26 protein-coding genes are annotated in these 22,821 nt (G+C 72.4%); 13 read left to right on the forward strand and 13 right to left on the reverse strand.

Annotation, left to right across the window (positions count from 1 at the left end):
• Nucleotides 1-38: 38 nt before the first annotated feature.
• Complete coding sequence (locus ABD343_RS02055; protein ID WP_344523272.1) at nucleotides 39-959, forward strand: LysR family transcriptional regulator; 921 nt, start codon at nucleotides 39-41, stop codon at nucleotides 957-959.
• A 13-nt stretch (nucleotides 960-972) separates the two neighbouring features.
• Here the strand turns inward: ABD343_RS02055 and ABD343_RS02060 are convergent, their stop codons facing one another.
• The gene (locus tag ABD343_RS02060; protein WP_344523274.1) at nucleotides 973-1,341 is read right to left on the reverse strand and encodes an MmcQ/YjbR family DNA-binding protein; all 369 of its coding nucleotides are present in this window, start codon (nucleotides 1,339-1,341) and stop codon (nucleotides 973-975) included.
• 122 nt (nucleotides 1,342-1,463) lie between these two features.
• Between ABD343_RS02060 and serC the strand changes: the two genes are divergently transcribed.
• Nucleotides 1,464-2,582 carry a phosphoserine transaminase gene (gene serC, locus ABD343_RS02065; RefSeq protein WP_344523275.1) on the forward strand — a complete coding sequence of 373 codons (1,119 nt, stop codon included), beginning with the start codon at nucleotides 1,464-1,466 and terminating at the stop codon, nucleotides 2,580-2,582.
• Between the two features lie 45 nt (nucleotides 2,583-2,627).
• Complete coding sequence (locus tag ABD343_RS02070; protein WP_344523277.1) at nucleotides 2,628-3,020, forward strand: hypothetical protein; 393 nt, start codon at nucleotides 2,628-2,630, stop codon at nucleotides 3,018-3,020.
• Nucleotides 3,021-3,075: 55 nt separating this feature from the next.
• Here the strand turns inward: ABD343_RS02070 and ABD343_RS02075 are convergent, their stop codons facing one another.
• Both ABD343_RS02075 and ABD343_RS02080 read right to left on the reverse strand, forming a co-directional pair.
• A complete protein-coding gene (locus ABD343_RS02075; RefSeq protein WP_344523279.1) occupies nucleotides 3,076-4,125 on the reverse strand; it encodes a transporter substrate-binding domain-containing protein in 1,050 nt (349 codons plus the stop codon).
• 46 nt (nucleotides 4,126-4,171) lie between these two features.
• Complete coding sequence (locus ABD343_RS02080) at nucleotides 4,172-5,485, reverse strand: hypothetical protein (RefSeq protein ID WP_344523281.1); 1,314 nt, start codon at nucleotides 5,483-5,485, stop codon at nucleotides 4,172-4,174.
• A gap of 222 nt (nucleotides 5,486-5,707) precedes the next feature.
• On the opposite strand from ABD343_RS02080, the gene ABD343_RS02085 reads away from it, so the two are divergent.
• Complete coding sequence (locus ABD343_RS02085) at nucleotides 5,708-6,652, forward strand: glycine betaine ABC transporter substrate-binding protein (protein WP_344523283.1); 945 nt, start codon at nucleotides 5,708-5,710, stop codon at nucleotides 6,650-6,652.
• Between the two features lie 63 nt (nucleotides 6,653-6,715).
• Here ABD343_RS02085 and ABD343_RS02090 read toward each other — a convergent pair whose 3' ends face one another.
• On the reverse strand, nucleotides 6,716-7,525 hold the full coding sequence (locus ABD343_RS02090; RefSeq protein WP_344523285.1) for an ABC transporter permease: 810 nt from the start codon (nucleotides 7,523-7,525) through the stop codon (nucleotides 6,716-6,718).
• Entirely contained in the window at nucleotides 7,522-8,526 is a 1,005-nt protein-coding gene (locus ABD343_RS02095) for an ATP-binding cassette domain-containing protein (protein WP_344523287.1), read from the reverse strand. Before ABD343_RS02095 ends, ABD343_RS02090 begins: the two co-directional genes overlap by 4 nt.
• A gap of 107 nt (nucleotides 8,527-8,633) precedes the next feature.
• On the opposite strand from ABD343_RS02095, the gene ABD343_RS02100 reads away from it, so the two are divergent.
• Entirely contained in the window at nucleotides 8,634-9,467 is an 834-nt protein-coding gene (locus tag ABD343_RS02100) for a TetR/AcrR family transcriptional regulator (protein ID WP_344523289.1), read from the forward strand.
• Here ABD343_RS02100 and ABD343_RS02105 read toward each other — a convergent pair.
• On the reverse strand, nucleotides 9,400-10,461 hold the full coding sequence (locus tag ABD343_RS02105; RefSeq protein WP_425578082.1) for a TolB-like translocation protein: 1,062 nt from the start codon (nucleotides 10,459-10,461) through the stop codon (nucleotides 9,400-9,402). The genes ABD343_RS02100 and ABD343_RS02105 overlap by 68 nt on opposite strands.
• Before the next feature lie 57 nt (nucleotides 10,462-10,518).
• Between ABD343_RS02105 and ABD343_RS02110 the strand changes: the two genes are divergently transcribed.
• Entirely contained in the window at nucleotides 10,519-11,235 is a 717-nt protein-coding gene (locus tag ABD343_RS02110; RefSeq protein ID WP_344523291.1) for a GDSL-type esterase/lipase family protein, read from the forward strand.
• Here ABD343_RS02110 and ABD343_RS02115 read toward each other — a convergent pair.
• Nucleotides 11,214-11,438: a hypothetical protein gene (locus ABD343_RS02115; RefSeq protein ID WP_344523293.1), complete on the reverse strand. Its 225-nt coding sequence runs from the start codon at nucleotides 11,436-11,438 to the stop codon at nucleotides 11,214-11,216. The two genes, ABD343_RS02110 and ABD343_RS02115, sit on opposite strands and share 22 nt — an antisense overlap.
• Before the next feature lie 87 nt (nucleotides 11,439-11,525).
• On the opposite strand from ABD343_RS02115, the gene ABD343_RS02120 reads away from it, so the two are divergent.
• From ABD343_RS02120 to ABD343_RS02135, 4 genes are all read left to right on the forward strand, one after another.
• Nucleotides 11,526-12,470: a Vgb family protein gene (locus tag ABD343_RS02120; protein ID WP_344523295.1), complete on the forward strand. Its 945-nt coding sequence runs from the start codon at nucleotides 11,526-11,528 to the stop codon at nucleotides 12,468-12,470.
• A gap of 64 nt (nucleotides 12,471-12,534) precedes the next feature.
• Nucleotides 12,535-13,533 (forward strand): aldo/keto reductase, encoded by a 999-nt coding sequence (locus ABD343_RS02125; RefSeq protein WP_344523297.1) that lies wholly within the window; start codon nucleotides 12,535-12,537, stop codon nucleotides 13,531-13,533.
• A 70-nt stretch (nucleotides 13,534-13,603) separates the two neighbouring features.
• Complete coding sequence (locus ABD343_RS02130) at nucleotides 13,604-13,855, forward strand: hypothetical protein (RefSeq protein WP_344523299.1); 252 nt, start codon at nucleotides 13,604-13,606, stop codon at nucleotides 13,853-13,855.
• The gene (locus ABD343_RS02135; protein ID WP_344523301.1) at nucleotides 13,852-14,223 is read left to right on the forward strand and encodes a fic family toxin-antitoxin system, toxin component; all 372 of its coding nucleotides are present in this window, start codon (nucleotides 13,852-13,854) and stop codon (nucleotides 14,221-14,223) included. Before ABD343_RS02130 ends, ABD343_RS02135 begins: the two co-directional genes overlap by 4 nt.
• 146 nt (nucleotides 14,224-14,369) lie before the next feature.
• Here ABD343_RS02135 and thpR read toward each other — a convergent pair whose 3' ends face one another.
• Genes thpR through ABD343_RS02150 form a run of 3 tightly spaced genes read right to left on the reverse strand, consistent with a single transcriptional unit; the run spans nucleotide 14,370 to nucleotide 16,881 of the window.
• Complete coding sequence (thpR, locus tag ABD343_RS02140; RefSeq protein ID WP_344523303.1) at nucleotides 14,370-14,963, reverse strand: RNA 2',3'-cyclic phosphodiesterase; 594 nt, start codon at nucleotides 14,961-14,963, stop codon at nucleotides 14,370-14,372.
• A gap of 28 nt (nucleotides 14,964-14,991) precedes the next feature.
• The gene (locus ABD343_RS02145; RefSeq protein WP_344523305.1) at nucleotides 14,992-16,404 is read right to left on the reverse strand and encodes an MFS transporter; all 1,413 of its coding nucleotides are present in this window, start codon (nucleotides 16,402-16,404) and stop codon (nucleotides 14,992-14,994) included.
• A 36-nt stretch (nucleotides 16,405-16,440) separates the two neighbouring features.
• Nucleotides 16,441-16,881 (reverse strand): MarR family winged helix-turn-helix transcriptional regulator, encoded by a 441-nt coding sequence (locus tag ABD343_RS02150; protein ID WP_344523307.1) that lies wholly within the window; start codon nucleotides 16,879-16,881, stop codon nucleotides 16,441-16,443.
• Between the two features lie 126 nt (nucleotides 16,882-17,007).
• Here ABD343_RS02150 and ABD343_RS02155 point away from each other — a divergent pair, with 126 nt between their 5' ends.
• The gene (locus tag ABD343_RS02155; RefSeq protein ID WP_344523309.1) at nucleotides 17,008-17,217 is read left to right on the forward strand and encodes a ribbon-helix-helix protein, CopG family; all 210 of its coding nucleotides are present in this window, start codon (nucleotides 17,008-17,010) and stop codon (nucleotides 17,215-17,217) included.
• Here the strand turns inward: ABD343_RS02155 and ABD343_RS02160 are convergent.
• Entirely contained in the window at nucleotides 17,199-19,238 is a 2,040-nt protein-coding gene (locus ABD343_RS02160; RefSeq protein ID WP_344523311.1) for an ATP-binding protein, read from the reverse strand. The two genes, ABD343_RS02155 and ABD343_RS02160, sit on opposite strands and share 19 nt — an antisense overlap.
• Nucleotides 19,235-20,011, reverse strand: a complete 777-nt coding sequence (locus ABD343_RS02165; RefSeq protein WP_344523313.1) for a response regulator transcription factor — start codon at nucleotides 20,009-20,011, stop codon at nucleotides 19,235-19,237. Before ABD343_RS02165 ends, ABD343_RS02160 begins: the two co-directional genes overlap by 4 nt.
• Nucleotides 20,012-20,134: 123 nt before the next feature.
• Between ABD343_RS02165 and ABD343_RS02170 the strand changes: the two genes are divergently transcribed.
• The gene (locus ABD343_RS02170) at nucleotides 20,135-20,638 is read left to right on the forward strand and encodes a hypothetical protein (RefSeq protein ID WP_344523315.1); all 504 of its coding nucleotides are present in this window, start codon (nucleotides 20,135-20,137) and stop codon (nucleotides 20,636-20,638) included.
• A 133-nt stretch (nucleotides 20,639-20,771) separates the two neighbouring features.
• On the opposite strand, the gene ABD343_RS02175 is transcribed toward ABD343_RS02170, so the two are convergent.
• On the reverse strand, nucleotides 20,772-22,259 hold the full coding sequence (locus ABD343_RS02175) for an NCS2 family permease (protein ID WP_344523317.1): 1,488 nt from the start codon (nucleotides 22,257-22,259) through the stop codon (nucleotides 20,772-20,774).
• A 172-nt stretch (nucleotides 22,260-22,431) separates the two neighbouring features.
• Between ABD343_RS02175 and ABD343_RS02180 the strand changes: the two genes are divergently transcribed.
• Nucleotides 22,432-22,704: a DUF2530 domain-containing protein gene (locus tag ABD343_RS02180; protein WP_344523319.1), complete on the forward strand. Its 273-nt coding sequence runs from the start codon at nucleotides 22,432-22,434 to the stop codon at nucleotides 22,702-22,704.
• Nucleotides 22,705-22,821 lie beyond the last annotated feature (117 nt).

The following is a 22,821-nucleotide window of genomic DNA, read 5'->3' on the forward strand; positions in this document are numbered from 1 at the left end:
GAAGTGCCCACTTGCTGACGACGTATAAAGGAAAACTGTTGATGGACGTCCAGCGGTTCCGCGTCCTGCGCGCCGTCGCGGAGCACGGCAGCTTCAACCGCGCCGCCGCCGCGCTCCACCTCACCCCCTCGGCCGTCTCCCAGCACGTGGCGGCGCTGGAGCGCAGCGTCGGCACCGAGGTCGTCGCGCGCAGCACGCGCGGCGTCACGCTCACCGAGGCCGGGCGGATCATGGTCGGCGCCGCCGAGTCGGTGGCGGCCGAACTGGCGGACGCCCGGCGGCAGATCGACCGGCTCGGCACGGGCCGCCCCCAGCTCACCGTCGCCACGTTCACCACCGGCGGCCGGGTCCTGCTGCCCGGCGCCCTCGCCCGGCTCACGGCGGCCCACCCGGACACCGTCCTGCACGTCAGGGAGGGCGAGCCGGAGCAGACCGTGCCGCTGGTGCGCCAGGGCGCCGTGGACCTCGCGCTCGCCTACCACTTCGACGGCCCGCTCCCCGGCGGAACGGGCGGCCAGGGCCCGCGCTCCGGCGCGCGCTGGACCCCGCTCATGGAGGATCCGCTGCGCGCCGTCCTCCCCGGGGACCACCCGCTGGCGGCCCGCGAGACGCTCGACCTCGCCGAACTCGCGTCCGAGCCCTGGGTGCTGGGCTGCCTCAAGACCGAGGCGTACCTGCGGCGTTACGCCGAGCGCGCCGGGTTCGCACCGGAGATACGGGGCACGACCACCGACTACTTCTTCGCCCGCACCCTCGTCGCCTCGGGCCTCGGCGTCTCGCTGGTCCCCTCCCTCGCGCACACCCCGGAGGTCCCGGGCCTGCGCACCGTCCCCCTGGCCGCCCCGGCCCCGGCACGCCACCTCGGCGTGCTCACCCTCGCCCGCCACGCGGACCGTCCACAGACGGCGGCGCTGGTGGGGGCACTGCGGGAGGAGGCCAGGGCGTGGTCCGGGGCGTGAAGCGGACGTCCGCTCACTCCCCGCCCACGCGCAGTCCCGGCCACGCCTCCAGCAGGCGCGGCGGCGCCGCCTGCTGCCAGGAGTCCAGGAGCATGTCGCGCAGCTCGTCCATGTCCTCCAGGGCCGCGAGCCGGGCCCGCACCCAGTTCGACGAAGCCTCGTGCGGCGGCACCCAGAACTTCTCCGGCTCGGCCTTGATCAGCTCCTCGCGCTCCAGCCGGGGGCAGCGCACCGCGAACGACGACTCGTCGTCCGGCATCGTCACGAACATCTTTCCCGCCACCCGGAAGGTGGGCATGGACCAGGCCGTCACCTCCTTCGTCTCCGGGAAGGACAGCGAGATACGGCGCACGTCGTCGGGGCCGGGCCGGGCATCTGTCATGCCGCTCATCGTAGAACCGGACACCGACACCCTCCCGTCGGCGGATGATCACCGAGAGTGGCCCTCATCTCACGCGGTGGACTCCACGCATGGGGCACCGCCCCGGCGGCTAGGCTGCCTGCGTGGCTGATCTCCAGATTCCCGCTGACATCAAGCCCGCCGACGGTCGCTTCGGCTCGGGTCCCAGCAAGGTGCGTACGGAGGCGCTCAGCGCCCTGGCCGCCACCGGCACGTCCCTCCTCGGCACCTCTCACCGCCAGGCCCCGGTCAAGGACCTGGTCGGCAGGGTGCGGGACGGCGTGCGGGAGCTGTTCTCGCTCCCCGAGGGATACGAGGTGGTGCTCGGAAACGGCGGTTCGACCGCCTTCTGGGACGTGGCGACCCACGGCCTCATCGACGCCAGGTCCCAGCACCTGTCGTTCGGCGAGTTCTCCTCCAAGTTCGCCAAGGCCGCCCAGCAGGCGCCCTGGCTCGGCGAGCCCAGCGTCGTCAAGAGCGACCCGGGTACCCACCCCGAGGCGCACGCCGAGAGCGGCATCGACGTCTACGCGCTGACGCACAACGAGACCTCGACCGGTGTCGCGATGCCGCTCAAGCGCGTCCAGGGCGCCGACGAGGGCGCGCTCGTGCTGGTCGACGCGACGTCCGGCGCGGGCGGCCTGCCGGTCGACATCGCCGAGACGGACGTCTATTACTTCGCGCCGCAGAAGTCCTTCGCCGCCGACGGCGGCCTGTGGGTCGCGGTCTTCTCGCCCGCCGCGGTCGCGCGCGCCGAGCGCATCGCCGCCTCCGACCGGCACATCCCGGCGTTCTTCGACCTGAAGACGGCGATCGACAACTCGCGCAAGAACCAGACGTACAACACCCCGGCGCTCGCCACGCTCTTCCTCCTCAACGACCAGTTGGAGTGGATCAACGGCCAGGGCGGCCTGGACTGGGCCGTGAAGCGCACCGCCGACTCGTCCTCGCGGCTGTACGGCTGGGCGGAGAAGTCCGCGCACGCGACGCCGTTCGTCACCGACCCGGCGCAGCGCTCGCAGGTCGTCGGCACGATCGACTTCGACGACAGCGTCGACGCCGCGGCCGTCGCCAAGGCCCTGCGCGCCAACGGCGTGGTGGACACCGAGCCGTACCGCAAGCTGGGCCGCAACCAGCTCCGGGTCGCGATGTTCCCGGCCGTCGAGCCCTCGGACGTCGAGGCCCTCACGGCCTGCGTCGATTACGTGATCGAGCGACTCTGACGCCGTACGGGCATCCCGCTCATGCGTGCCGGGTACCCGGCACGCATGAGCACACCCACCACCGGCCTGAGGATCTTCGCCCGTGAGCGCCGGGTGCGCCTGACGGCGTACGCGCGCGAGGGCACGCCCGTGGGGCACGTCTCCGGCATCGCGGTCGAGGGCGACCGCGCGTACGTCCGTACGCCCGGCCGGGACCGGCGGAACGCCCACCTCGCCCGCTACCCGGAGGTCGAGATCACCCCGGCCACCCTCGGCGGCACCCCGAACGGCGCCCCCGTCAAGGCCCGGGCCCGCCGCCTGGAGGGCGCCGAGGCACGGCACGCGGCCGGTCTCCTGGCCCGCAGACACCCCCTCACCCAGGGCCTGGCCGTCCCCTTCTGGTGCGCGATGCACCTGAGCAGACCCGTCCACTACGAGCTGAGGCTGGTCGGCGAGTGAAAGGGCAGAGCCCGGCACTCCACCTCGCGGGCATCCTCATCCGGAGGGGCGGGCCTCAGCCGTACTGCGGTTCCGGGGGCCCGGCCGGGCCCAGCCAGTCCTTCAGCCACCGGTCGTAGCTCTTCTGCCAGGCGTTCTTGCCGGTCTTCTCCAGGGTGCCGTTGATCACCCGCAGCAGGTCGTCAGCGCCGTCCTTGACGGCGACGCCGTAGGAGTCCTTGCCGATCTGCGGCCCGGCCAGTCGAGTGCCGTCCTCCTGGGCAGCCAGGCCCGCGGCGGTCCCGCTGTCGGTCAGGACCGCATCCACTCGGGAGAGCTGCAGCAGCATCAGGCAGTCCAGGGCGTTGGGCCGCCCCCGCATCCACGCGCCGTACTTCTTCTGGCCCTCGTCACTCAGCAGCTCGTAGCCGCTGGAGCCGTAGGCGGTGCACACCGTCTTGCCCTTCAGGGTGCGGTTGAAGCCCGTGATGTCGGAGTGTTCGGGAACCAGCACTTGCTGTCCGGTCTCGAAGTAGGGGCTGGAGAAGTCCACCGGCGGTTCCTCCGGGGTGCCCTTGAGCGCCCGGCAGGTGATCGGCACGGCCTGCACCAGCACATCCACCTCGCCCTCTTCCAGGGCCTGTTGGCGGCGGTCGACGGGGACGGTGCGCAGCTCCACCGCGTCGCGGTCGCCGAGCAGGGAGTCGGCCAGTTGCCTGACCAGGTCGATGTCGAAGCCGGCCAGCTCGCCCTCGGCATTGCGGTGGCTCCACAGGTTGCTGTTCTGCGCCACCCCCGCGATCAGTTTGCCCCGCTCCTTGATCTTCTTGACGGCGGCTCCGTTCTTGCTGCCGCTCTCCGGGTCCGGACTCACCTTGGTGTCGCAGTTCCCCCCGGCGGACGCCGAGTTCCGCGGGGCCTGCTCCGGCACCCCCGCCTGCGTCGCGGACCGCGCTCCCGCCGTCGGCGCCTGCTGCGGTGCGGCGCCGCTGACCGTGGGCACCGTCACCAGCGCGACGGCGGCCAGCCACACCGTGGCCCACCCCCCGGCCACGCGGCGCCGGTCGCGCCGTACTGCGGCGTCGCCCCGCGCCGCACCGCCGGACCCTGCACCCGTGTTCCCCACTGCCGTCCCCTCCCTCATCTCCCTCGTCCGGCCGCGGCCCCGGTGGTCACCGGTACTCCGACAGCCGCTTGCCGACGCCCAGGACCACGCCGGCCACGCCCAGCAGACACAGCACCGAGCCGCCGACGGGCAGTCCGGTGAGCGCGCCGCGCCCGTTCTCGACCCGCGCCTGGAACTGCTTCCGCTCGTGGGCGACCGCGGCGGCCAATTTGCGGTCCATGGCGGCGAAGCTGCGCTCGGTGGTGTCCCTGACGGTCCTGCCGTCGGCCTTCCCGCCGATGGTGCGGGCCACGGCGGCCTCGTAGTCACCCTGGTCGTCCTGCTTGCGGGCCTGGTCGTGCTGCTTCTTCCAGTCCTTCAGCTCCGCCCAGGCCTCCGCCACCAGTCGCCGCCCGGCCTTGTCCTCGGCCTGCTGCTCGGAGCGCTGCATCAGCCGCTGTCCCTTGTCCTTGTCGTCCATCGCGCCCGCCCAGTAGTCGAACTCCTGGGAATGGGCGGCGCCCTCCCCGCGCGCGACCAGAGCCATGTTCTCGTTCCCGCGGGCCTTCAGGCCGGCGATCCGGGCCTCGGTCAGGATCTGCACCGAGGCCGAGCCACGCGTTTCGGACCCCTCCAGCGAGGAGCGGGCCGTGGTATGGCTCACCGTCAGCCAGACCAGTGAGCCGAGCACCGCACCGGCTGCCGCCACCAGGCCCAGGTTGAGCAGCCGGTTGGTGGCCAGGTAGAGCCGATAGGAGCAGAAGCCGATCACCGCCAGGGCGAGCAGCCCGGCGCCGTAGGCCGCCCAGGGCGGCTCGACGGTGTCGGCGCGGATCGCGGCCATCCGCCGGGTCTCCGCGTGGTACATGTCCTCGGCCGCCGGGAGCATGGTGGAGCGCATCTGCTCCGAGGCATACCGCATATAGGAGTTGCCGACGGGCTTGTTCTCCCTGTTCGCAGCGCGTGCCGCCGCCACCAGGCCGTTGTAGTCGGGCAGTTCCCTGTTCAGGATCGCGATCTGCCGCTGCGCGGCGAAGGAGTCCCCGGTACGGGCCGCCGCCTTGGAGAGCAGCCGGGAGGCGGTACGGATGTTCGCCTCATAGGAGACGCGGTCCGCATGGGATGCCTTGACGCCCCGCAGGAAGCCCGCAGCCGCCGTGGCGTCCGCGTCCGCCAGCGACCGGTATATCTCCGCCGCGTCCGCGCTCAGCGGCGCGGACTGCTCCGCCAGGTTCCTGGCCGCCGTCTGGCGCTCGTGCACCGATGCGGCCAGAACCGCCCCGAAGAGCACCGTCACCAGCGTCATGACCAGCCCGGCCAGCCGCAGCCGGGCCGGTGGGGAACCCGTCCCGACGCTCCCCAGCACCACCGAGGCCGCCACCCGCGCTCTCCCCCGCCGCCCTCCCGGAACAGCCCGCACGGCCGCCCCCGTCGGTGCGGTCACGTGCACGGACGCATCCGGCCCGGACGCGCCCCCCGTCTTCGTCGGCGTCACCACACCGGCTCTCTTCCTCCCCGTTCGACAGTTCGCCGCGAAACTCCCCTCCCGGCACCACCGTTGGGAACACTAGTGCGCCCATTTCGAATCCACTAGGCTGACGGGATGTCCACCGGGGGAGGCAGCGCACACGCGTGGGGTCGACGCAGGTTCCTGGGGGCCCTGGGCACGGGGGCGCTGGCGCCCGCCGCTCTGGCCGCCTGCGGTACCGGCGGGGAGCCGGGCCGGGCGAAGGCCGCGGCGAAGAAGGACCGGGGGACCGTCACCATCGGCTATGTCGACTGGGACGAGGACATCGCGGTCACCGAGCTGTGGAAGCAGTTGCTGGAGTCCAAGGGCTACCGGGTCGAAGCCGTACGGAAGGGCGCCGTTCCCGAGCTGTTCCGCGGGGTGGCCGAGGGCCGGCTCGACGTCTTCATGGACGCCTGGCTGCCGAGCGTCCACACCGAGCAATGGGCGCGGTACGGCGGATCCGTGGTGGACCTCGGCCCCTGGTACGAGCCCGGTGACCTGGGCCTGGCCGTGCCCGACTACGTGGACGAGGTCGAGTCCCTGGTCGATCTGCGGGAGCACGCCGACCTCTTCGACGGGACGATCGTCGGCATAGAGCCGACCGCGGGTCAGACCAGAACCGTCGAGAAGTCGGTGATCCCGGAGTACGGCCTGCGCGGCAAGTACCGCCAGAAGGCCAAGGACACCGGCACGATGCTGCGGGCGCTGGACACCGCCTACGCCGCGGAGCGCCCCGTCCTGGTGGCCATGTGGCGCCCCCACTGGGCGTTCTCCAAGTACGATATCCGCTACCTGGACGACCCGGCCGACGCTTTCGGCGACCCCGACAAGCTCCACACGCTCGTCTCCCGGAAGTTCCACGGCCGACGCGACAACGAGGCCCTGGAGTGGCTGCGGAACTTCCGGGTGACGCCGGATCAGCTACAGGGTCTGGAGGCCGCGATCCAGGAGGCCGGAGGCGCGGAGCACAAAACCGCCACGGTGGAGACCTGGATCGGCGACAACGAGTCCCTCGTCAAGCAGTGGCTCCCGATCTGACCGCTTCGGCAACCGGAACCGCGCCGCAAGAGGCACCCCCTGTTTCCAGCACGGCCACAGATCTCACTTGCTCATGCGCTGGAACTTCCTGATCGCCAGCGGGAGGAAGAGGGCGGTGATGATCACCGGCCACACCACGGCCATCAGCCCCGAGTGCTGCTCGATCCAGGAGTCCCCGACCGGCAACGGGTTGCCGTACAGCTCGCGGATCTCGTTCGCCGTCGCCGAGACCGGGTTCCACATCGCGAGGGTGCCGAGCCAGTCCGGCATCGCGGACGGCGGCGTGAAGACGCTGGAGATCATGCCGAACGGGAAGGCCACCGCGAAGAGATTGCCCGCCGCCTCCTGGTTCGGCGTCACGAGCCCCAGCAGCACGCCGACCCAGATCAGCGAGAACCGCAGGAGCAGCAGCAGCGCGAAGGCGTAGAGCGTCTCCAGCGGGGAGCCGTCCGAGCGCCAGCCGACGACCAGCGCGATCACGGCCAGCACCGCGAGATCCAGCGCGGCGTGCAGCACGTCGGAGACGCCGCGCCCGGTGACGACCGCCGAGGGCGCCATCGGCATCGAGCGGAACCGGTCGGTGACGCCGCGCTCCTTGTCGACGACGACGGCCATGGCGGTGTTCGTGAAGCCGAAGGCCATGGTCATCGCGAACATGCCGGGCAGCGCGAAGTCCTCGTAGTCCACTCCCGCGCCGACGTCCATGGCGCTGCCGAAGACGTAGACGAACAGCAGCACGGAGACGATGGGGAAGCCGAGCTGCCAGGCGATCAGGGACGGCTGCTTGACGAGGTGCGTGAGGTCGCGGCGGACGATGGTCCAGCAGTCGGCCGCCGCCCAGTACAGCCGCCGCTCGGGGGCCGACGTGCTCATGACGCGCTCTCCTTCTCCTCGGATTCGTCCGTGCGGCTGCCGGTCAGGGTCAGGAAGACCTCGTCGAGCGTGGGGCGCCGCAGCCCGATGTCGTCGACGGCGACGCCCGCCTCCTGGAGGGCGCGCGCGACCTCCGTGAGCGCGGGCACCCCGTCGGTCACGGGCGCGTGCACCCGCAGCTCCGCCGCATCGGTCTCCGGCTCCGCGCCGCCCGCCGCCACCCGCGCGACGGTCTTGACGACGGCGGGGAGGTCGGCGGCCCCGGCCGCCACGACCTCGACGCGGTCGCCGCCGATGGCGCTCTTCAGCTCAGCGGGGGTAGGGGCCTCCCCGCCGAAGGCAGGGGAAGCTTCCGTGACGTTCCGCCCCCGGTCGATGACCGTGACGCGGTCGGAGAGCTTGTCGGCCTCGTCCAGATAGTGCGTGGTCAGCAGGACGGTCGTGCCGCTCTCGGCGAGCCCGCGCACCGCGTCCCACACCTCGCTGCGCCCGCGCGGGTCCAGGCCCGTCGTCGGCTCGTCGAGGAAGAGCACCTCGGGCGCCAGGATCATGCTGGACGCCAGGTCGAGGCGGCGCCGCATGCCTCCGCTGAAGTCCTTCGGCTGCTTGTCGGCGGCCTCCGTGAGGCTGAACCGCTCCAGCAGCTCCCCCGCGCGGGCCCGGGCGCGCGCCGCGCCGAGGTGGAAGAGGCGGCCGAACATCTCCAGGTTCTGCCGCGCGGTGAGGATCTCGTCCACCGCCGCGCTCTGCCCCGTGAGCCCGATGCGGCCGCGCACCCGGCGCGGCTCGGCGCCCACGTCGAAGCCGCCGACTCTCGCCCTGCCCCCGTCGGGCCGGGCGAGGGTGGTCAGGATGCGGACCGCGGTGGTCTTGCCCGCCCCGTTCGGCCCCAGCAGGCCGTGCACGGTGCCGCGGGGCACCGCGAGGTCGAATCCGTCCAGCGCGTGTTTCTCCCCGTACGTCTTGCGGAGCCCCTCGGCGAGGATCGAATACCCGCCCACGTTCCCTCCCTGTCCGTCCCGCCCTCACAAACTGAGTACGGTGTACCCATATAGAAGAGCGTACACCCTACGCAGATTGCCGCAAGGGAAATTAGGATGGCCCCACCATGACCACGGATCCCGCAGACCAGCCCGCCGCCGACGAGACCGGCGAGGGCCTCGCCAAGCTGACCCGCAGCCTCGATCTGCTGTGGAGCGGCGGGGAGAGACCTCGGCCCGCGCGCGGCCCGAAGCCGGGGCTCACGCTCGAACGGATCGTCGTCACCGCCATCGACCTCGCCGACCGCGAGGGGCTCGGCGCCCTCTCCATGCGCAAGGTCGCGGGCGAGCTGGGCGTCGGCACCATGTCGCTGTACCGGTACGTGCCGGGCAAGGGCGAGCTGATCGACCTCATGGTCGACCACGTCAACGGGCCCGAGGAGGATCTGGCGGAGCGGCGCGGCCGGGACTGGCGGGCCACGATGGAGTTCATCGCCGAGTCGTCATGGACCCTCTACACCACCCACTCCTGGATCCTCCAGGTCAACCAGGCCCGGCCGATCCTGGGCCCCAATTCCATGGCGGGCTTCGAATTCGCCCTGGAGGCCCTGGACGGGCTCGGGCTCAGCGGCCAGGAGCGGGTCGGGCTCCTCGTCTCCCTGGACAACCTGGTGACGGGCGCCGCCCGCTCCCACGTGCTCTACCAGCAGGCGGCGCAGCAGTCGGGCGTGACGGACGAGGAGTTCTGGAACACCCAGGGGCCCTACGTCGTACGGGCGATGCGGGACGGCGCGTTCCCGCTGATGGAGGCGCTCCCCGAGGACGCGTTCTCGGCGACCGGCGAGGAGATCATGCGCTTCGGCCTGGAGGCCCTGCTCGACGGGTTCGCCGCGCTCATCGCGAGCCGCGCCGGAAGAGACGGCGCAGCCCCAGCCACAGGCCCAGAGCCACCGCGAACGTGACGCCGCCGAGGACGACCTTCCCGTCGTCCCGGTCCGTGCCCTTCCCGTCGCCGCCGTCCCCGGACGAGGCGCCGCCGCCCTTGCCGTCCTCGCCCTTCCGCTCCGCGCGCAGGACGCTCTCCGGGCGGCGCTGGCCGTCCAGCTCGACCGGCTCGACCTCGCTGTTCGCGCCCTCCGAGCCGAACATCAGCGTCCGCCCGTCGGGCGTGAACGTCACCGACTCGCCCTGCCGCTGGAGCGGCACCGGGACCGTGCCGACGCTCTCCGGCTCCGCGCCGTCCTTCCAGCGGAACATCTCGCCGCTGAAGTAACTGCGCAGCATCAGCCGGGTGCCGTCGGGCGAGAAGGCGCCGTCCGTCGCGTAGACCTTGGTGTCCGCGATCCGGCGGAACGTGTTGACGCCGCCCGCCGTGAGCTTCTCCGGGCCCGCGTAGATCCCGCCCTTGCCCTCGTCGCTCTTGCTGGTGATGTAGACCCGGCCGGTCTTCGGGTGGACCATCAGCGACTCGGCGTCCCGCGGCCCGTCGTCGTACTTCACCGTGTAGCGCGTGGGGGTCACCGACACATCGCCCTTGAGCTTCGCGGGCTCGTGGAAGCGATAGATCCACACCTCGGGCCAGCGGCCGTTGAAGTTGTCGCCGATGTCGCCCACGTACACGTCGCCGTCCGGGCCGACCGAGACCGCCTCGACGTCGCGCGGATCGATGCCGCGCAGCGTGACGGTGGCGACGGTCTTCCCGGTGCTGCCGTCGACCGCGTAGACGTACGGGCCGTCGTCGGAGTCGTTGTGCGTCCAGTACACGCCCTTGTGCGCGCGGCTGGCGGCGAGGCCGCTGGACTCGGTGATCCGCCCGTCCCCGATCGTGAAACCGTCGGGGGTGTCGGCCGCCGCCGGGGGCGCCCCCGTCAGCAGCAGACCGGCCAGACCGGCCACCCCGGCGGCACCGGCCAGACCGGAGACAGCGACAGCACGCACACGCGAACCCACAGACATGCCCCCAGTGTCCAGCATCACGGTGCAGCTCAGAACGTGATCCACAAGGATGTGCGGATGCGCGTTCTCTTCGTCGGCGACTCGATGACGATCGGCGCCGCCGGCGACTTCACCTGGCGGTACCGGATGTGGCGGCACCTGTGCCGTACGTACGGCGGGCCCTTCCGTGTCGTCGGGCCCCGCACGGCCCTGCACGAGGGCTCCCTCGCCTACGCCGACCCCGCCTTCCCCGAGAAGGCCCGCGGCCATCTCGCCGGGTGGGGCGAGGGCTGGCAGCATCTGGCGCCCGGCGTCGGGGACGCCGTCCGCGCGCACAAGGCGGACACGCTGCTGATCTCGCTGGGGCTGATAGACCTCGGCTTCTACACGGACGCCGAGCAGACCGTCGCCCATGTCCACCGCTTCTTCGCCGGGGCCCGCGCCGCCGCGCCGCGGCTGCGCGCCGTGCTGCTCCCGGTGATACCCAACGTCCGGGCCGCCTCGGATCCCGCGTTCGCCGCCGAGTGCGCGTACTTCAACGAGCTGCTGGCCAAGGCCGTCGCCGACCTCTCCGAGCCGGGCTCACCGCTGCTGCTCGCCTCGCCGCCGCACGACTGGGACCTCGACCGCGACACCTACGACGGCACCCACCCCTCGCCCGAGGGCGAGCACCGGCTCGCCGCCGCCTTCGCGGCGGCGCTGCACCAGGGCTGGGACGTGGGCGGCCCGTACGTCCGCGAGGAGCACCAGGAGCGTCAGGAGCGCCAGGCGCGTCAGGGGACCTCGCGCAGATAGAGGGCGCCGCAGCTATGGCAGAAGGGCTCGGCCTCCGGCGTGCCCCACGCGTCGGCGGGCTTCGTCGCCGCGCCCGGGCTCAGCTCACGCCCGCACATGGCCGTGGTCCCGTCCAGCCGCACCATGTGCCAGATCCTGATCTCCGCGTCCCGCTCCCCCGGCGCGGGCCCCTCCTCGTATTCCGCTCGCAATTCATGTTCCATGCGCCCACACTGCCTCAGTCGCCGCGATACCGCGCGGCGTCGGAAGCCCCCGTTCGGCACCGTGCACACACCGGAGAGGACCGCCCCATGCAGCCCCCGCAGCCCGACACCGCCGCCGTACGTGAGTACCCGGTCGGAGGCGCGGCCTCCGGTCCGTACGGGATCGCGCACGGGCCCGACGGCGCGCTGTGGATCACCCTGGTGCACAGCGGCGAGATCGCGCGGCTCGTCCCGGGCGACGAGACCGGCGCCGAGACCCGCACCTTCCCGCTGGACTCCCGGGCCTGCGGGCCCACGGTGATCACGCCCGGCCCGGACGGCGCGCTGTGGTTCACCCGCTTCCAGGACCACCGCCTCGGCCGGATCACCACGCGCGGCACCGCCGAGTCGTTCTCGCTGCCCGAGCCGGACAGCGGGCCCTACGGGATCGCGGCGGGCCCCGACGGCGCCCTGTGGTTCACCGAGATGAACCGGGACCGGATCGGCCGGATCACCCCGGACGGCGAGGTCACCGAGTTCCCGCTGCCCTCGTCCGGCACGTACCCCTCGGCGATCGTCCAGGGCCCGGACGGCGCGCTGTGGTTCACGCTCAACCAGGGCAACGCGGTCGGCCGCGTCACCGTGGACGGCCGGATCACCCTCCACCCGCTGCCCACGCCGGGCGCCGCGCCCGTCGGCATCGCGTGCGGGACGGACGGCGCGCTGTGGTTCGTGGAGATCGGCGCGGGCGCGGTGGGCCGTATCGCCGCCGAGGACGGCCCGGAGGAGGGCCGCATACGCGAGTTCCCGCTCCCCGACCGTACGGCCAGGCCGCACGCGATCGTCGCGGACCCGGAGCCGGGCGGCGGCTGCTGGTTCACCGAGTGGGGCGGCAACCGGCTCGGGCACGTCTCCCCCGACGGCCGGATCACCGAATACCCCCTGCCCACCCCCGCCGCCGAGCCGCACGGGCTCGCCGTCGGCCCGGACGGCGCGGTGTGGGCGGCGCTGGAGACGGGCGCGGTGGCCCGGCTGGCCCGGCCGGCGCCCTGACCGTTCGGCGGGAAGGCGCGCGCCCCTTGCCTGAAGCCCACCCGAAGCGCCTAGCGTGACGACCATGGAGTACACGCAGCTAGGACGCACCGGGCTCAAGGTCAGCCGTCTCGTCCTCGGCACCATGAACTTCGGGCCGCGGACGGACGAGGCCGGCAGTCACTCGATCATGGACGCGGCGCTCGACGCGGGCGTCAACTTCTTCGACACCGCCAACGCCTACGGCTGGGGCGCCAACAAGGGCCGCACCGAGGAGATCATCGGCACCTGGTTCGCGAAGGGCGGCGACCGCCGCGACAAGACGGTCCTCGCCACCAAGGTCTACGCGAACATGGCGCCCGACGGCGCCACGCCCTGGCCCAACCACGACCGCCTCTCGGCGCTCAACATCCGCCGTGCCGCCGAGGCCAGCCTGCGCCGGCTCCAGACCGACCACATCGACCTCTACCAGTTCCACCACGTCGACCGGCACACGCCGTGGGAGGAGATCTGGCAGGCGATCGACGTCCTCGTCCAGCAGGGCAAGGTCCTCTACGCGGGCTCCAGCAATTTCGCGGGCTGGCACATCGCCCAGGCCAACGAGACGGCGGCCCGCCTCGGCTCGTACGGCCTCGTCAGCGAGCAGTGCCTCTACAACCTCGCCGAGCGCAGCGCCGAGATGGAGGTCATCCCGGCGGCGCGCGACTACGGCCTGGGCGTCATCCCCTGGTCGCCGCTGCACGGCGGACTGCTGGGCGGCGCCCTGCGCAAGTCCCGCGAGGGCGGCAAGGGCCGCTCGTCCTCGGGCCGCGCCGCCGACGCGCTGGCCCATACCCAGGTCCGCGAGCAGATCGAGGCGTACGAGGCACTCGCCGACAAGCACGGCCTCGACCCCGGCGAGATCGCCCTCGCCTGGCTCCTGACCCGCCCCGGCGTCACGGCCCCCATCGTCGGCCCCCGCACGGGGGAACAGCTCGACTCCGCCCTCCGCGCCGTCGAACTGACCCTCCCGGACGAGGTCCTGACCTCCCTGGACACCCTCTTCCCCGGCCCGGGCCCGTCCCCGGAGTCCTTCGCCTGGTAGCCACCCGGCCCCTCACTCGAAGGTGACGTTCCCCTTTTGACCTGGGCAGACATTGTGCAAGCATGAGCGCATGGCTACCAGGATGCTCAGCGTGCGCATAGACAGCGAGACCCTTGAGTCGGTGAAGGAGCGGGCAGAGGCACGGGGAATGACCGTGCAGGAGTTCGTGGTGCGGAACCTTCAGCGCGACGGTTTCCACGACAGGTTCATGGAGTCGGCGACCGAAGCGCTGGAGGTGTACTACGACGCGCTGTCGCACGTGGACACCAACGCGAAGCCGACGACGGGCAGCGCGCCGGACATCGATGAGGAGCCGCTGTGATCCACCACCTTGATCTGGCGGAGCTGCTGCACCTCGCGGAGAGCGTCCCCGGCGATCCGCAGGTCGATGACTACGGAGCCCTCGTCTCCGCCACCACCCGCCCCTCGGCGGCGGTGAGCGAGATCGAGTGCTACCAGTCGCTGACCGGCAAGGCCGCCGCGCTGCTCCACACTCTGGCGCTCCTCGAGCCACTGGAGCACTCCAACAAGCGATACGCCCTCGTCGCGGCCCTCGCCTTCATGGAGGCCAACGGAGTGCGCGTCAAACCGGACGTCGGGCGGGCAGCCGCCCTGCTGGCGGACATCAAGCCGGGCATGTCGGGGGTGCGGGCCATCGCTCGTTCACTCCGGGAATGGACGGCCGCGTAGCGGCGGGGCTCAGTTCCCGCCCAGGGCCGAGGCGAGGATCACGACGACGAAGAGGAGCAGAAGCGTGGCCGTCACCACGCGCATTCTGGTCTTGGCATTCACGCCGTCAACGGTAGCCCGGCGCCGCGCGGAGCCGTGGTGAGGGGTCACTCACCCCCGCCGGGACCCAGGGACCACGAGGTCAGGGCCTCGTAGCGGGGCTTCTCGCCCTCCACCCCGGAATCGGGGAGGCGGCTGCGGACCAGGGTGAGGCGGTCCGCCGTCCAGGACGTGCCCGTGAAGGGGCCGAGGGCCTCGACATACGGGCGCAGGTCCACCGGCTCCGGGCGGCGGACTCGGGCGAGGGTGAGATGGGGGCGGAAGGAGCCGTGGGTGTCCTCCATGGCCAGGCCCGACCGGCGCCCGGCGGCGACCGCGGCTCCGGCCAGCCGTTTCAGCGGCTCGCGGTCGCTGCCCTCGCCGAGCCCCGCCCACAGCGCCCGGTCGCCGAACCGGCCGCCGCCCGCGAGGCGCAGCGTGAGGGGCGACGCGCGGCGGGCGGCGCGGGCGAGGCGCTCGCACAGCTCCTCGCGCGTCCCCTCGTCCCCGACCTCGCCGTAGAACGCGAGGGTGAAGTGCCATCCCGCGCGCTCCGTCCAGCGCAGCTCGCCCGCGCCGGGGAGGGCACGCAGGCTCTCGGCGGCACGGGCGAGTTCGTCGGCGACGGGTTCCGGCGGCAGGACGGCGGCGAAGAGTCTCATCGGGACAGGATCCACCCCCGTGGCGCCCCTACGCCGCCTCGGCGACCCGCTCCCGGGGCCGCTCCTCCGCTCGCTCCTCCGCCCGCGCCGCCGCGGCCGACGCCGCGGTCGGGACGAAGCGGACGTGCGGGCGGCCCGGGCGCAGGTCCACCGCGAGCCTCAGGCCCGCCAGGCGGCCGAGGACGAGCGCGACGACGACCGCGATGGCGGCCGAGATCAGCCCGCCCGCGAGGAAGCCGATCCGCGCGCCGTACGTGTCGGTGACCCAGCCCATGATCGGCCCGCCGATGGGCGTGCCGCCCATGAAGACCATCACGTACAGGCTCATCACCCGGCCCCGCATCACGGGGTCGGAGGCCATCTGGACGCTCGCGTTCGCCGTGACGTTGAAGGTGAGGCCGACGATGCCGATGGGGGCCATCAGCGCGGCGAAGACCCAGTACGAGGGCGAGAGCGCGGCGGCCATCTCCAGCACGCCGAACAGCAGCGCGGCGCCGACCATCAGCCGCATCCGGGAGTGCCCGCGGCGCGCGGAGAGCAGCGCACCGGCGACCGAGCCGACGGCCATCAGCGAGTTGAGCAGCGCGTACGTACCGGCGCCGGCGTGGAAGACCTTGTCGGCGAACGCGGTCAGCCAGATCGGGAAGTTGAAGCCGAAGGTGCCGATGAACCCGACGAGGACGATGGGCCACAGCAGCTCGGGGTGCGTACGGACGTAGGTCAGGCCCTCGCGCAACTGGCCCTTGCTGCGCGGCGCGCGCTCGCTCGGCGTCAGCTCGCCCGTGCGCATCAGCAGCAGGGCGACGAGCGGCGCGACGAAGGACAGCCCGTTGAAGAGGAACGCCCAGCCGCTGCCGACGGCCGAGATCAGCACACCGGCGACGGCGGGGCCGGTGATGCGGGCCGTCTGGAAGTTGGCCGAGTTCAGCGCGACCGCGTTCCGTATCTGCTCGGGGCCGACCATCTCGGAGACGAACGTCTGGCGTGCCGGGTTGTCGACGACCGTGACCATGCCGAGGACGAACGCGAGGGCGTAGATGTGCCCGGCCTGGACGTGGCCGGAGAGCGTCAGCGCGGCGAGCGCGAGCCCGGTCAGGCCCATCATCGCCTGGGTGATCAGCAGCAGCTTGCGCTTGGAGCAGCGGTCGGCGATCACGCCCCCGTACAGCCCGAAGAGCAGCAGCGGGAGGAACTGGAGCGCCGTGGTGATGCCGACCGCCGTGGAGGAGCCGGTGAGGCTCAGCACCAGCCAGTCCTGGGCGATGCGCTGCATCCAGGTGCCGGTGTTGGAGACGACCTGGCCGCTCGCGAAGAGGCGGTAGTTACGGATGCGCAGCGAGCTGAACATCGAGGTCTTGGCGGGGCCCTTGGCAGCGGGGGTCTTGGTAGAAGTGGTGTGACGGGGTGCGGGTGCGGAGTCTGCTCCGTTGCCCGTACTCACAGGGGGTTCGCCTCCTCGGCTCTTTCGTCCTGCTTCTTACAGATGCGCGAGCTTCTCCAGCACGGGTGCGGCGTCGCGCAGCGTCGCCCAGTCGTCCTCGTCCAGCTCGGCGACCAGCTCGGCCAGCCACGCGTTCCGCTTCGTGCGGGCCGCGGCCAGCATGGACTCGGCCTGCTCGGTCTGGGTGACCACCTTCTGGCGGCGGTCCTCCGGGTGCGCTTCGAGCCTGACCAGCCCCTTGGCCTCCAGCATCGCCACGATCCGGGTCATCGACGGCGGCTGGACGTGCTCCTTGCGGGCCAGCTCACTCGGAGTGGCCGAGCCGCAGCGGGCCAGGGTGCCGAGCACGGACATCTCCGTGGGGCTCAGCGACTCGTCGACCCGCTGGTGCTTGAGCCGTCGGGAGAGGCGCATGATGGCCGAGCGCAGCGCGTTGACCGCGGCGGCGTCAGCGGTGCTGGGAGGCTGTTCCGGCATGTTAGTTAGAGTAACTCATTACTACGTCTAAAGACCACCGGGTTTTCCGCCCGTATCTCACACGTACGGGTGAGACGGCGCACATTCCCGGGACAGCTCAAGGGGTCTGGCGTGGACCTTGGTGGTATGACCGCGTCAACCTCGCACTCGCCGGACTCCAAGGTGCTGAGCCTGCGGATAGACAGCGCGCTCTTCGCCCGCCTCTCCGAGCACGCCGCCAAACGCGGGATGAGCGTCCAGGACTACGTGGTCCGGGCCCTCGTCCGCGACGACTTCGACGAACGGTTCAAGACGTCCGTCGACGAGACCGAGAAGTTCTACGGGCAGTCGGCCTGAGCCCCGCGCCCCGCGGGGAGGCGCAGGACGAACACCGAGCCCTGTCCCGGCGTGCTGGCCGCCGTGACCGTGCCCCCGTGCGCCTCCGCGAGCTTGCGCACGATGGCCAGGCCCAGCCCGCTGCCGCCGCCGCTGCGGCCGCGGGACTTCTCGGCGCGCCAGAACCGGTCGAAGACGTGGGGCAGTTCGCCGGGCGCGATGCCCGTGCCCGTGTCCGCGACCTCCAGCGCCACCGCGCCGTCCTCGGACCGGGCCCGCAGCGTCACCGTGCCGCGCTCGGGCGTGTGCCGGACCGCGTTCGTCACGAGGTTGCCGAGCGCCTGGCGCAGCCGTACGGGGTCGGCGTCGAGGTCTTCCGTCCCTTCGCCGGGTTCCGCGACCCTCAGCGTCACGCCCGCCGCCTCCGCGGCGGCGCGGTGCGCGACGGCGGTCGCGCGCAGCAGCTCCGCCACCCCGACGGGCTCCCGCTCCAGCCGCAGCGCGCCCGCCTCCGCCTCCGCGAGGTCCCGCAGGTCGTCGATGACGTGCTGGAGCAGCAGGGCCTGGCCCAGGAGTGAGGAGACCAGCTCGGGGTCGGGGTCGGCGAGGCCGTCCTCGACCGCCTCCAGCCAGCCCCGGATGTTGCTCAGCGGCGTCCGCAGCTCGTGCGCGACGTCGCTGGTCATGGCCTTGCGGGCGGCTTCGAGCTGGGCGCGCCGCGCCGACATCGCGTTGAAGGCGGCGGAGAGCCGCGCGATCTCGTCGCCGCCGGTCACCTCCACGCGGGCCGCGACATCGCCGTCCTCCATCCGCCGCGCGGCCCGCGTCAGCTTCCGCAGCGGCCGCACCAGCCGTACGCCCGCGAGCGCGGTGACCGCCACCGTCACCAGCAGCACGAGCGCCGCGCCCCCGGCGATCCGCAGCTTGTTGCCCGGGGACAGGTCGAAGAAGGTGCTCGCGCTGCGGCCCGTACTGCCGACGTAGAGCCGCACGGCGGGCGCCACGTACGAGGCGAGCTGCTGGCTGCGGCTGGTGGCGAGGCACGAGGCGACGCGCGCGGAACCCGCGCGCTCCCTGTCGGTCGACGGCTGCCAGCTCCCGTCCAGCTCCAGCCGGACATCGGGCTCGCCGCGCCGCGAGAGGCAGGAATTCACCAGAGAGTTCAGCGCCCTGAGCGCCTTGGTCTCGGTGGGCGTGGGCGCGTCGAGCCGCGGGTCCCCGCAGTGGTCGCCGTCTCCGTCGCCCCGTCCGGCGCCGCCCGCGCCCGAGCCGGGCGGTGCGGGCGCGGGCACCTTGGACGGCCGCCCGAGCCCGCCCGGCGGCTCGGACGGCACGTCGGACCGCGCCGCAGACGGCGCCCTGGACGGCCGCTTGGGCATGGCCTCGGACGGCACGGGGGACGGATCCGTGGCGGACGGATCCGTAGCGGACTGGTCTGTGGCAGACGGATCCGTGGCGGACGGTTCCGTGCGGGACGTGACGACCCGGGGGCGCCCGCTCGGGCCGACCTCGACCCGCGCCCGTACGCCCCGCGCGGCGGTCCGGCACTCGGCGACCCCGGCCGCGTAGGCGCGCAGGCGGGCGCGTTCGTCCGCGGGCAGCCGGAAGGGGCCCACCGCACGCGGGTCGATGCCGTCCGCCGCGCCCTCGGGCAGCAGTTGCGGATCGACCGCCAGCGGATCGACGACCGCCGTCGGCCGGTCCGGCGGACGGTACGCGCGCCCCGGCTCCGGATCGGAGTCGGCCACCGTGCGCCCGCCCTTGTCGCGCAGGACGACGCGATGGCCCGTACGGGCCGCGAGCCGGTCGACGAGGGGGCCCGCGCCGTTCCAGTCCCGGTGCGCGGCGGCGTGGCCGAGCAGCGCGTCGTAGATCCGCGCGTCGTCGGCGAGGGCCTGCCCGCGCTCCTCGCGGATGGCCACCGCGGTCGTCCGCACGACGACCCAGCCCGTCGCCGCGACGGAGCAGACGGAGACCAGCGCGGACACGGCCAGCAGCCGCAGCAGCAGGCTGCGGCGCAGCGGAACGTCCCTCTCCGTCACCGGGGTTCCGCCCCGTCCCCGAGCCCGTCCGCGGGACCGTCCCCGAGCCCGTCCGCGAGCTTGTAGCCGACGCCGTAGACCGTCAGCAGGCTGCGGGGGCGGCGCGGGTCGTCCTCGATCTTCTTGCGGAGGTTCATGACGTGCACGTCGACCGTGCGGCTGGTGATGTAGCCGTCGAAGCCGTGCAGCCGCTCCAGGATCTGCGCGCGCGTGAACACCTGCCCCGGCCGCTCCACGAGCACCTCCAGCAGCCGGAACTCGCCGGGCGTGCAGTCCACGCGGCGGCCGTGCGCCCGCACCTCGTGGCGCGCGGGATCGACCGCCAGCGGCCCCGCGCGCAGCACCGGGTCCGGCGCCGGGCCCGGCTCCCCCGCCGCCGCCCGTACGCCCCGCGCCGTACGGCCGCCCCGGCGCAGCAGCGAACGGGCGCGCGCCGTCAGCTCCCGAGGGCTGAACGGCTTCGTCATGTAGTCGTCGGCGCCCAGGTCGAGCCCGAGCAGCAGGTCGTCCTCCGTGGAGCGCGCGGTCAGCATCAGCACCGGCAGATCGGCCAGCGCCTCCTCGGCCCGGACGATCCGGCACACGTCGAGCCCGTCGACGCGGGGCATCATCACGTCCAGCACGAGCAGGTCGGGCCGGTCGCGGCGCAGGGCTTCGAGGGCCGCCCGGCCGTCGTGGACGACGGTCACGGCGTGCCCCTCGCGGTCCAGATAGCGGCGGATCAGCTCGGCCTGTCCCTCGTCGTCCTCGGCGACCACCACGTGCGCGTTCATGGCGGCGAGTCTAGGAACGCCTGTTCCCTTCGAGGCCGTTCAGGGGCGGAACGGGGCGGGGGCTCATCGAGCGGCCACCGGTTCCTGACAACCGTCTGACAATTGCCCGGCACTCTCGCCGGCATGACACAACGCATCACGTCCGTCCGGCGCGCCACCGCCGCCTGCGCCCTCGTCCTGTCCGCCTGCGCCGCGCTCACCGCCTGCGGGGGCGGCGGCTCCGGCTCCGGCGAGGACTCCGGCGGACAGAAGAACGTGGCCAGCGTGAGCAGCGCCGCGCCCTCGAAGGAGCCAGGGAAGCCGGGCAAGCCCGCCGCGAAGAAGCCGGGAGCCGTCCCCTCCTCGCCCGCCGCCGCCCCGGCGAAGCCGTCCGCCGAGCCCTCGTCCCCGCCCGCGAAGCGCCCCGGCACGCGCCCGGGCGCTCGCCCCGGCGCACCGTCGGCGGCACCCGCGAAGCCGTCCGGGGCGCTCAAGCTGCCCGGCCGCGCGAAGGACCGGCGCGTCTACGTCGACTGCCTGCGCGCGCACGGCATCAAGATCGAGACCGCCACCCCCGCGCCCGTACCGGCGTCGAAGGTGAAGGACGTGCGGGCCTGCGCGGCGAAGGTGTCCGGCGCCAGGGGATAGCGCCGGAGCGGCCGGGGGCCCCGGCCACGACCACCGGCCGCACACGGAACGGGCGGGGCCTCCTGGGAGAGGCCCCGCCCGTTCGCGCGCCGTACGGGTCACGTGACCCGTACGGCCACGTGACTCCGTACGGCTACTTCACCCCGAGCACCTGCTCGATCGGGTCGAGGAAGAAGTAGACGAGGAAGCAGAGGCCGACGACGTTCAGCAGCCACGGCACCTCGCGGATCCGGCCGGTCGCGGCGCGCAGCACGATGAACGCGATCACGCCGATGCCGATGCCGTTGGTGATGCTGTACGTGAACGGCATCGAGATCAGCGTCAGGAAGGCCGGGATCGCGACCGTCGGATCGCCCCAGTCGATGTCCCGGACGTTCGAGGACATGATCAGGAAGCCGACGACGATCAGCGCGGGTGTCGCGGCCTGCGAGGGCACGACCGTCGCGAGCGGCGTGAAGATGAGCGCGAGCAGAAAGAGCCCGCCGGTCATCAGGTTGGCGAGGCCCGTCCTGGCGCCCTCGCCGACACCGGCCGTGGACTCGACGAAGCAGGTGTTGGCCGAGCAGGAGCCGACGCCGCCCGCCGCGACGCCGACGCCGTCCATGAACAGGATGCGGCCCATCCGCGGGAGCTGGCCGTCCTTGTCCGCGAGCCCGGACTCCTCGCCGACGCCGATGATGGTGCCCATCGCGTCGAAGAAGCCGGACAGCAGCACGGTGAAGACGAAGAGGCAGCCGGTCAGCCAGCCCACTTCGTGGAAGCCGCCGAAGAGGCTGACGTCGCCGACGAGCCCGAAGTCCGGGGTGCTCACGACCGAGTCCGGCACCTTCGGCACGGCCAGACCCCAGGCGGCGTCGGGGATCTCGGCCATCGTGTTGATCAGGATCGCCACGAAGGTCATCACGGCGATGCCGATGAGGATGGCGCCCTTCGTCTTCCGGACGAGCAGGACGAACATCAGGATCAGCCCGAGCACGAACACCAGCACGGGCCAGCCCTGGAGCTGGCCGCCCTGGCCGAGACCGAGCGGCACGGTGGTGTGCGCCTTGTCCGGGTTACGGGTGACGAAGCCCGAGTCGACCAGGCCGATGAGGCAGATGAAGAGGCCGATGCCGATCGCGATGGAGCGGCGCAGCCCGTTCGGGATCGCGTCCATCACGCGCTGCCGCAGACCGGAGGCGACCAGCACCATCAGCACGAGGCCCGCGAGCACGACCATGCCCATCGCGTCGGGCCAGCTCATCTTGGGCGCGAGCTGGAGCGAGACGACGGCGTTGATGCCGAGGCCCGCGGCGAGCGCGATCGGGACGTTGCCGATGACGCCCATGAGGACGGTCGTGAGCCCGGCCATCAACGCGGTGGCCGTGACGAGCTGGCCGTTGTCGAGCTGGTGCCCGAACTTGTCCGTACCGGCGCCGAGGATGATCGGGTTCAGGATGATGATGTACGCCATCGCAAAGAACGTGGCGAGGCCACCCCGGATCTCCTGGGTCACGGACGAGCCGCGCTCCGTGATCCTGAAGAAGCGGTCCAGCGGGGAGCTGGGGATGGGCTTGAGGGAAAGGGGTTCGCCCTTCCCCTTCTCGGTGTCGGCCGGACCGGCCGGACCCGAAGCGGACATGCGTGACCTCGAAGGTGTTCTGGAGTGGCGGTGCGTGGGTCGATCGGTGATCGACTTGGAGCATTGAACGAATGAAACCGGTCAATTCCAAGTAGGTTCAGTATGAACAAACAAGCCCGGTGATCGCTATCTCCGCGCGTAGACGCCTCCGTCGACTGGCTAGGCTGGGCCCATGGGCCTGATGAGCAAGTGGACCGACGGCGAGCGCGAGGCACCCGAGCCGCTGGAAGGCAATGTCGTCGCGACGACCGTCACCGGCACGGTGGTGTGGCTGGTCCTCTTCCTCGCCCAGCTCCCCTTCTACGGGTGGTTCGACGAGAACGGGCACACGTGGTGGATCTGGACGTGTGCCGCGGGCACGGGCCTCGGCTTGATCGGCATCTGGTACGTCCGCAGGCGGGACGCGGCGATCCGCCGGGCCGCCGCCGCTGAGCGCGAGGCCTGAAGCAGCCCCGGAGGGGCGCTTCAGGGACGCGGGGAACTGCGCGACAAGCCACCCACAGGCGCACCCCGCGAAGCGCAGCGCGGGGCAGGTTCTGCCCGGAAACGCACAGGACGGCGG

This window comes from Streptomyces albiaxialis (assembly GCF_039530985.1).
Classification (GTDB): Bacteria; Actinomycetota; Actinomycetes; order Streptomycetales; family Streptomycetaceae; genus Streptomyces; species Streptomyces albiaxialis.